Source organism: Saccharomonospora iraqiensis subsp. paurometabolica YIM 90007, from assembly GCF_000231035.2.
Taxonomy (GTDB): domain Bacteria; phylum Actinomycetota; class Actinomycetes; order Mycobacteriales; family Pseudonocardiaceae; genus Saccharomonospora; species Saccharomonospora paurometabolica.
This window is the reverse complement of the sequence record NZ_KI912247.1, coordinates 127423-135859: the sequence shown is the minus strand read 5'-3', so window position 1 is coordinate 135859 and position 8437 is coordinate 127423. Positions and strand designations below refer to the sequence as shown.

Here is an 8437-nt window from a genome sequence, read left to right as displayed (position 1 = left end):
ACCGGCGCCGCATCCAGCGTACGGCCGCGCCGCGGAGCCCGGGGTCGGCGTCCGGCACGCCCGCGATCTGCCCCTCGTACCCCATGACCCCGACGAGCCGGAAACCGTCCCGGCCCACCACGGCGCGGGCCAGCTCCGCCGCCTGCGCCGGGGTGAACACCGGGGAACGCCGGGTGCCCACGTGCATCCCGGGGAGCGGACGCCAGGAGGCGTCGAACTCCAGGCACACCCGGATGTCCGGGTGGTGGGGACCGAGTGCGGCGTCGACCAGGTCGAGCTGGTCGGTCGAGTCGACCATGAGGGTCACGGCGGCGCGGGCACCCGCGTCGGCGGCGAGCCGGCGCAGCGACGCACGGTCGGCGGTCGGGTAGGCGACCACCAGGTCGTCGCTGGTGCCCCGCTCGTACAGCCACAGTGCCTCGGCCAGGGAGTAGCAGAGCAGCCCGGAGAAGCCGGGCCGGGCGAGCACCCGGTCGAGCAGGGCCCGGCAGCGGACGGACTTGCTGGCCACGCGCACCGGGACGCCGCCCGCGCGGCGCAGAAGGTCGTCGGCGTTGGCGTCGAAGGCGGGCAGGTCGACGGCGACCAGTGGCGGATCGAGCGGGGCGGTGGCCGTCTCGAACGCGGTGTGCAGCTCCGTGGGCGTGGGCGTCCGTCCGCCCGGATTCGTCGGGGTCACACCCGCACCGTACGACAGCCCGCATTGAAACGCGAATGCTATTCATTTATTCTGCGCGCAGAGCGAGGGAGGTCCGGGTGACGTCGTGGACGAACTGGGCGGGCACCGCACACGCGCGACCGGGTCGGACACACCGCCCCGGCACGGCCGCCGACATCGGCGCGGTCGTCGCCGACACCGCCGCGCGCGGCGGACGCATCCGGCCCCTCGGCAGCGGGCATTCGTTCAGCCCGGTCGCCGCGCCCGCCGACGGTGGTGCGGCACTCGACCTGCGGGACTGGACCGGCATCGAGTCGGTCGACCACGACGCCGGCCTGGTCACCGTCCGCGCGGGGACCACACTGCGGCGACTCAACGCCGAGCTGGACCGGCTGGGGCTGGCCCTGACCAATCTCGGCGACATCGACGCGCAGACGGTGGCGGGCGCGGTGTCCACGGGCACCCACGGCACCGGCGCCCGGTTCGGCGGACTGGCCACCCAGATCGCGGCACTGGAGCTGGTCACCGCGGACGGCACACCGGTGCGCTGCACCCCGGACGAGAATCCCGAGCTGTTCGCCGCCGCACGGGTCGGGCTCGGGGCACTCGGGGTGCTGACCACCGTGACACTGCGGTGCGAACCGGCGTTCGTGCTCGCGGCGCGGGAACGTCCGGAACCGCTCGACGACGTCCTGGCCGGGTTCCACGAACGCGCCGAGGCGACCGACCACTTCGAGTTCTACTGGTTCCCGTACGGCCGGAACGCACTGGTCAAGAGCAATACCCGACTGCCGGGCGACACGACGACGCGTCCGCTGTCGGCCGTGCGCCGGTTCGTGGACTACACGGTCATGGAGAACGCCGCCTTCGGCACGCTGTGCCGGCTGGGCCGCGCCGCGCCCCGGCTCGTCCCCGCACTCGGGTCGGTCGCCTCCGCCGCATTGTCCGCCCGCGAGTACAGCGACGTCTCCCACCGCGTGTTCGCCACCCACCGTGCCGTGCGGTTCGTCGAGAGCGAGTACGCGGTGCCGCGCGAGGCCGTGCTCGACGTGCTCGCCGAACTGCGCACGCTGGTGTCCCGGCTGCGGCACCCGGTGGCCTTCCCCGTCGAGGTGCGCGTCGCCGCCGCCGACGACGTGTGGCTGTCCACCGCCCACGGCCGCGACTCGGCCTACATCGCCGTGCACCAGTACGTCGGGATGCCCTACCGGGAGTACTTCACCGGGTTCGCCCGGATCGCGGCCTCCGTCGGGGGGCGACCGCACTGGGGCAAGATGCACGATCTGGACGCCGCCGCGCTGCGCGCGCTGTACCCGCGCTTCGACGACTTCCGCAGGCTCCGGGCCGAGGTCGACCCCGGCGGAGTGTTCGGCAACGCGTATCTCGACCGCGTGCTCGGCCCGGTCGACGGGTGATCCGGCCCCGGCCGGCTCACACCCGCGCGACGGCCTCGTCGACCGCGGTGTCACCCGAGATCAGTCCGAGGGTGGCGCCGATCGTGCCGGTGTCGGACAGCATCGCGCGCACCACCGCGGCCACGTCGTCCCGCGGCACGTCGGCGCGGGACACCACCTCGGCCAGCCGCACCCTGCCCGTGCCGGGCTCGTCGGTGAGCCTGCCCGGGCGCAGGATCGTCCAGTCCAGGTCACGGCCGCGCAGATCCTCCTCGGCCGCCGTCTTCGCCCGCAGGTAGGCGGCGAAGACCACGCCCACCTGCTCCTCGTCGACCGGCGCCCCGGCACCCATCGACGAGATCTGCACGAACCGGCGCACCCCCGCCTGTTCGGCCGCGTGGGCGAGGAGCACGGCGGCGGCGCGGTCGACGGTGTCCTTGCGCGCCGTCCCGCTCCCGGGGCCCGCTCCCGCCGCGAACACCGCGGCGTCGGCACCGGAGAGCACCTCGCGCACCGCGTCGACCCCGGCCTCCTCCAGGTCGAGCAGCACCGGCTCGGCCCCCGCCTCGCGCAGGTCGGCGGCGTGGTCGGGATTCCGGATCAGCCCCACGGGGGTGTGCCCGTCGGCGGCGAGCAGTGTCGCCAACCGTAGCGCGATCTTGCCGTGTCCCCCGCCGATGACGACTCGCATACGACGAGCCTATCCGGCGCGGACCGGACGGGCACGGGATCGGGACCGGTGTCGTGCCCGTCCGGTCACGGACGCACGTGCGGTCAGGCCTCCGGGCCCGGGGCCCGGTCCGCCGCGGCGTGGCCGTCCTCGGTGGAGCCGGACACCGCCGGGGCGTGGTCGGAACCCCCGTGCGGGTGGCCGTCCTGCTCGGTCGCGAGCAGCTGCTCGTAGACCCGCTCGTTGACCCACCGCCACACCTCGTCGTCGCCGAGGGTGATCCGGTCGTCGCCACACCCGAGATCGAGGTCGAGGTGGGCTGTGTCGTCGGCGCCGACCACACCGATCCCGTGCAGCCGCGCCCGGGTCAGGCAGTGGTCCACGTAGTCGTGGCTCATCGTCACCGACGACGGCAGCACCATGGCCGCCTCCCCGTAGCGGGCGAACGGCACCGTGGTGGCCATCCCGGTCCGCCAGTGCCGGGCCACCGCGAGGACGCCCGAGATCCGGACGGCGGGCTGCGGAGCGACGTCGGCGAGTTCCGGCCAGGTCCACGTCGCGACGGTCGCCCGGTCGGTGACCGGGCCGACGCCCGTCGCGATCCGCTCGGCGTGCGCGTCCGGGCGCAGCCGCGCCACCACGAACACGCGCCTGCCGAACAGGGTCATCTGCGGCAGGACACTGCCCTGCCACCCGAGCAGGGGCGCGGCCCTGCGTGCGAGTTCCTCGGCCTCCGACGGGAGTTCGACGGGGGGAACGACACGACTCGGAACCGACCGTGCTCCGTTCTCACCGCTCGTGGTCGCGGTGTGCCCTGGTGGTACCGCCACGAAGTCCGCCTCCCTGTGTGACTCGCCTGCAAACGCCCGTGCCGTGCCGCCGTGCAGGCGGCACCTGACTTGATTACCAGCGCAGCGACACGGAGTCTGCGACTTCGCCGCGCACCTGCGACCGGCGGCGTCGGACGGTCGGTGATCGGTCGGTGGGCGGTCGGACGACTTCGGCCCGGCCATGCGGCCGTACGGGTGACGGTCAGCCGAGCGGCATTGCCGTGTACACGCAGCGCACGCGGTCGACTCTGTTGTGCGACCGACTTTGCTCCGCGACCGACTCTGCTCCGCGACCGACCCGTCGCGCGACCGGGAACGACACCGCGGACACCACGGAGGCGGTGTGCGGCTGCCGCTACGGTGGCACCCGAGTCGTCGTCCGGGCAACGACCGGGCGGCCCGCCCCGTCGGGAGGATCACCCGTGAGACCGCGCCGTTCCGTCCTCTACCTGCCGGGTGCCAACGAACGCGCACTGGCCAAGGCCCGCACCCTGCCCGCGGACGCCCTCGTCCTCGACCTGGAGGACGCCGTCGCCCCGGAGGCCAAGCCGGCCGCGCGGGAGCGCGTGGCCGCCGCCGTGACGTCCGGCGACTACGGCACGCGCGAGGTGGGGATCCGGGTGAACGCGCCGGGCACCGAGTGGCACGACGAGGACCTGCGGGCCGCCGCCCGGGCGAATCCGGACGCGGTGGTGGTCCCCAAGGTGAACTCGGCGGACGACGTGCGGGCCGTGGATCGCGCCCTCGACCTCGCCGGGGCGGACGGCGGCACCGCGATCTGGGCGATGATCGAGACCCCGACGGGCGTGCTCCGGGCCGGGGAGATCGCCACGGCCTCGGAGCGGCTCACCGCACTGGTGCTGGGCACCAACGACCTCGCGAAGGAACTGGGCGCCGCGTCCGTGCCGGGCCGCGCACCCCTGCTCGGCGCCCTGTCCAGCTGCGTCCTCGCCGCCAGGGCGGCGGGCAGGACCGTGCTGGACGGCGTCTACAACGACGTGCGCGACGCCGAGGGCTTCGAGGCGGAGTGCGGGCAGGCGCGGCAGTTCGGTTTCGACGGCAAGACCCTCATCCACCCGGGGCAGATCGAGATCTGCAACCGCGTGTTCGCGCCGTCGGACGAGGAGATCGCCCACGCCCGCGCGGTGATCGAGGCGTTCGAGCACGCGGCCGCCGAGGGCCGCGGCGTGGTCACGGTGAACGGCAGCATGATCGAGAACCTGCACGTCGAACAGGCCCGCCGCACCCTCACCCTCGCCGACACCCCCACCCCCTGACCTCCCCACCCGGACGGGTGTTGCCGTGAAGGGCACTTTCCCTGCGTGAGAGACCGTGAGGGGCACTTTCGCTGCCTTGAGTGCAGGGAAAGTGCCCCTCACGGCACTACGGACGGTGACCGGGTCGGGTCAGGTGCTGCGCCTGCGGCGTTGGAGGACGACGAGGGTGGCGCCGCCGGTGAGGAGGGCGAGGCCGACGAGGATCGGCACGAGCACCGACACGCCGGTCTGGGCCAGATCTCCGGAGTTCGCCTGCGGGGTCACCGAGGTGGTCTCCGTGGTCTCCGGTGCGGACGGCTGCGTCGTCGGGGCCGGGGACGACGTGGGCGTGGTGCTCTCCTCGGGCGGGGTGGTCGGCGCCGCGGTCCAGTCCGCACCCGCCGAGGCGTCCAGGGTCGTCTCCTCCGAGGTCGCCACGATCAGCGACTGCGCCGGGTCCTTGGTGTAGTCCTCGCTGACGAACAGGCGACCGGTGTCCAGCTGCCCGGTGGCGGACAGGGCGAACTCGGCCTGCCCGGCCCCGGTCCCGGTGGGCACGTCGAGGTAGACCTCGCTGCCGTCGGCCAGATCCTCCGCGGCGAGTTCGGCACCGTCCGCGTCGGTCAGGGTCACGCCGTCCGGCAGCTCACCGGTGATCTCCGTGATCTCCCCGGTGGTCGCGACGGTGAACGGGCCGATCGGTTCCCCCGCGACGCCGGACGCGGTCTCCGGTGTGATCTCGAGAGCCGGTGTCGGCTGCTCCCCGGTCCCCACGTTGGCCTCGCCGGTGAGGTGGTCGTACAGGGCCAGCACGTCGGCGTCGGCCGCGTCGTCCCCGGTGCTCGGGTCGTCCCGGTCGAGGTCGAGCCCGTCACTGAAGTGCCACACCGCGGCTTGCGTGCCGGTGATGGCCTCCTTCTCGCTGAGGCCGTCGTGCAACTCGGCGCCCGCTCCGGTCAGTGTGTCCGCCAGCGCGTCCACCTCGACGGACGGGTAACCGTGGTGCAGCACCCAGCTGATCCGGTCACGATTCTCGTGGAACGGCGATTCCGCATCCGGGAACTCGTCCCACGGACTTTCGTGCAGCGACCGCTCGGGGTCGACGGCCACGCTGATCTCGACACAGTAGGCGCGGATCGAATTACCGCCCTCCAGGTCCAACGCGAACAGATTCGTCTCCGTGGACGTGCCCCCGAGGTGGGCGGTGTACCCGGATTTCCCGGCCGTCGTGTCGATCCGGCCCTCGGTCTGGGCCGACGCGGGCACGGAGCCGAGCACAGCGGCCACACCCACGGCCGCGAGCAGGGAAACCCCCCTGGCCGACGCTCTTCTACCGTTCATGTGTCTCCTCATTCCACAGCGGCGACAAACCTGCCGGGAGAACGCGTGATGTCACAGCGGGAGCGGAGCATACACGCGGCGTGGAATGCGCGAACGGGGGACAAGCACCCGACCCTCGGTTACTCCGGAAGGAGCAACGGTGCCGAATCCGTCTCGCGAAATGTCTATTGCACGGAATGCAAGGCGTGTTCGAGATCGCGCCACAGATCCTCGGGATCCTCCAGCCCCACACTGAGCCGCAGGAGGCCGGGTGCCACGTGGGCGTCGCCCGCGCGGGCGGCCCGGCGTTCCACCGTGCTCTCCACCCCGCCGAGGCTGGTCGCGTGCCGGATCAGTCGCAGCCGGGCACACACCCGGTCCGCGGTGTCGGCGTCCGGGAGGTCGAAGGCCAGCATCGCCCCGTTGCCCGGGTACCGCACGCGCCGCACGACGTCGTGTCCGGCGAGCCGGTCGGCGAGCAGCCCGGCGGTGGTCGAGGCCTCGGTGTAGCGCACCGGCAGCGTGCGCACCCCACGCAGCGCGAGGAACGCCTCCAACGCGCCGGGGGTGGCGCCGATCAGCGTGCGCGCCCGGCGCAGGCGCTCGGTGCGGTCCGCGTCGGCCGTGACCGCCACCCCCAGCAGCAGGTCGCTGTGCCCACCCAGGAACTTGGTGGCGCTGTGCACGACGACGTCCGCGCCGAGCGTCAGCGGCTGTTGCCCGAGCGGCGTCGCGAACGTGTTGTCCACCACGACGAGTGGCCGCTGCCCGCCGTCCTTCGCGGCCGCGGCGATCGCCGCGACGTCCATGACCTCCATGCTCGGATTCGTCGGTGATTCGAGCCACAGCAGCGCGCACCGCGCGGCCGCGGCGACCCACGCGTCGGTGTCGGTCGGCGGCAGGGTCTCCACCCGGATCCGGCCGCCGGTCTCGGCGTGCTCGAACAGGGCCCTGGTTCCCGCGTAGCTGTCCCCCGGCACCGCGACGCGGGCGCCCGTGGGCAGCGGGTCCAGCACGGCCGACGCGGTGGCGATTCCGGAAGCGAACGCCGTGGCGGTGCCGCCCTCCAGGTCACCGACCGCGTCCTCGAACGCGGCCCAGGTCGGCGTGCCGTCCTCGCGGGCGTAGCCGAGGCCGAGCGTGCTGACCGGGACGAGGGGGGTGTTCATCGGCCCGTCCGACTCGTGCGGGCGTCCCGCCACGATCGCACGGGTCCGTGCCGACCACTGTTCGCTCACGCCCGTCACGGTATCGGCGGCCGGATGCGGCCGGACGGGGACGCGGACGGCGGGTGACATTCGCGACAGGCCCCGCGCAGAGAAGTAGCCCCGCCCCGGCGGACCGGGACGGGGCTCGTGGTGGGCGAGGAGGGAGTTGAACCCTCACGTCCTTCCGGACACACGGACCTGAACCGTGCGCGTCTGCCATTCCGCCACTCGCCCGAGTGACTGACCGCGTCAGCAAGAAGAAGCCTACCAGGCCCCGTCGACGGGGTTTCACAGGGCCCGGTCTTTCCCGCCGAAAACCGGATACGATCGCGTCGGAAGGTACACGTGGAGGGAGGTGGCCCCGGTGGGACGCGTGCAGCGCTTCGATCGGCGCCTCGAGAACCTCGTGGGAGACGCCTTCGCGCGGATATTCGGCGGCAACGTCGTCACGCAGGAAGTGGCGCTGGAACTGGAGCGTGAGTGTGAGGACAACGTCCGGGACCTCGCGGGCGGGCGCAAACTCGCGCCCAACCACTACGTCGTGTCGTTGGGAGCCGCCGATCACGACCGGATGGCGGAAGACGAGCAACGGGTCACCCGGATGCTCGCCGAAGCAGTCTCACAGCACCTCGCTGAGCACGGCTGGGACACCTATGGTGACGTCGTAGTTTCGCTAGAGCGCAACGAGGCGCTGCATACTGGAAAGTTCAGAACCCGCTCGACCGTCGACCCCGACGTCACGGCACACGACGGAGGGACCTCCGCACGGTCGGCACGAATGAGCGACGCAGGAGACCGACCAATGAGCCAGCCCGGCGGCTACGGCCAATACGACCAGGGTGACCCGTACGGCCAGCAGGGCCAGTACGGCTACGGACAAGCAGGCCCCGGGTACGACCAGGGCTACGGTGCTCCCGGGTACGACCAGGGCTACGGCGCCCCTGGTTACGACCAGGGCTACGGCGCTCCCGGGTACGACCAGGGCTACGGCGCCCCTGGTTACGACCAGGGCTACGGCGCCCCCGGGTACGACCCCTACGGCCAGCCTCCTGCTCCCGGCTACGACCCCTACGGCCAGCCGCCCGCTCCCGGGGCTCCCGG

8 protein-coding genes and 1 tRNA gene are annotated in these 8437 nt (G+C 72.8%); 3 read left to right on the top strand and 6 right to left on the bottom strand.

The window, feature by feature from the left end; translation table 11 throughout:
- The coding region (locus SACPADRAFT_RS27905; protein ID WP_040924425.1) for an alanine racemase at positions 1 to 634 on the bottom strand (634 nt) is incomplete at its 3' end.
- Positions 635 to 756: 122 nt separating this feature from the next.
- Here SACPADRAFT_RS27905 and SACPADRAFT_RS0214895 point away from each other — a divergent pair.
- Positions 757 to 2073 (top strand): D-arabinono-1,4-lactone oxidase, encoded by a 1317-nt coding sequence (locus SACPADRAFT_RS0214895; RefSeq protein WP_007025445.1) that lies wholly within the window; start codon positions 757 to 759, stop codon positions 2071 to 2073.
- A 16-nt stretch (positions 2074 to 2089) separates the two neighbouring features.
- On the opposite strand, the gene SACPADRAFT_RS0214890 is transcribed toward SACPADRAFT_RS0214895, so the two are convergent.
- Positions 2090 to 2743, bottom strand: coding sequence for an NAD(P)H-binding protein (locus SACPADRAFT_RS0214890; RefSeq protein WP_007025446.1), 654 nt, complete (start codon positions 2741 to 2743; stop codon positions 2090 to 2092).
- An 83-nt stretch (positions 2744 to 2826) separates the two neighbouring features.
- On the bottom strand, positions 2827 to 3552 hold the full coding sequence (locus tag SACPADRAFT_RS0214885) for a hypothetical protein (protein WP_007025447.1): 726 nt from the start codon (positions 3550 to 3552) through the stop codon (positions 2827 to 2829).
- Positions 3553 to 3974: 422 nt separating this feature from the next.
- Between SACPADRAFT_RS0214885 and SACPADRAFT_RS0214880 the strand changes: the two genes are divergently transcribed.
- Entirely contained in the window at positions 3975 to 4829 is an 855-nt protein-coding gene (locus SACPADRAFT_RS0214880; protein WP_007025448.1) for an HpcH/HpaI aldolase/citrate lyase family protein, read from the top strand.
- Positions 4830 to 4958: 129 nt separating this feature from the next.
- On the opposite strand, the gene SACPADRAFT_RS0214875 is transcribed toward SACPADRAFT_RS0214880, so the two are convergent.
- The 3 genes from SACPADRAFT_RS0214875 to SACPADRAFT_RS0214865 form a co-directional block, all read right to left on the bottom strand.
- Positions 4959 to 6149, bottom strand: coding sequence for a thioester domain-containing protein (locus tag SACPADRAFT_RS0214875; RefSeq protein ID WP_007025449.1), 1191 nt, complete (start codon positions 6147 to 6149; stop codon positions 4959 to 4961).
- A gap of 164 nt (positions 6150 to 6313) precedes the next feature.
- Positions 6314 to 7375 (bottom strand): trans-sulfuration enzyme family protein, encoded by a 1062-nt coding sequence (locus SACPADRAFT_RS0214870; RefSeq protein ID WP_028662477.1) that lies wholly within the window; start codon positions 7373 to 7375, stop codon positions 6314 to 6316.
- Between the two features lie 109 nt (positions 7376 to 7484).
- Positions 7485 to 7570: transfer RNA gene (locus SACPADRAFT_RS0214865), tRNA-Leu, on the bottom strand.
- Between the two features lie 130 nt (positions 7571 to 7700).
- Between SACPADRAFT_RS0214865 and SACPADRAFT_RS27900 the strand changes: the two genes are divergently transcribed.
- Positions 7701 to 8437, top strand: a 737-nt coding sequence (locus tag SACPADRAFT_RS27900; protein ID WP_040924392.1) for a DUF3662 domain-containing protein, incomplete at its 3' end; no start/stop codon positions are given.

Coding starts and splice junctions, on each gene's coding strand:
- SACPADRAFT_RS0214890 (WP_007025446.1), bottom strand. CDS start 2,743: ATGCGAGTCGTCATCGGCGGGGGACACGGCAAGATCGCGCTACGGTTG.
- SACPADRAFT_RS0214875 (WP_007025449.1), bottom strand. CDS start 6,149: ATGAACGGTAGAAGAGCGTCGGCCAGGGGGGTTTCCCTGCTCGCGGCC.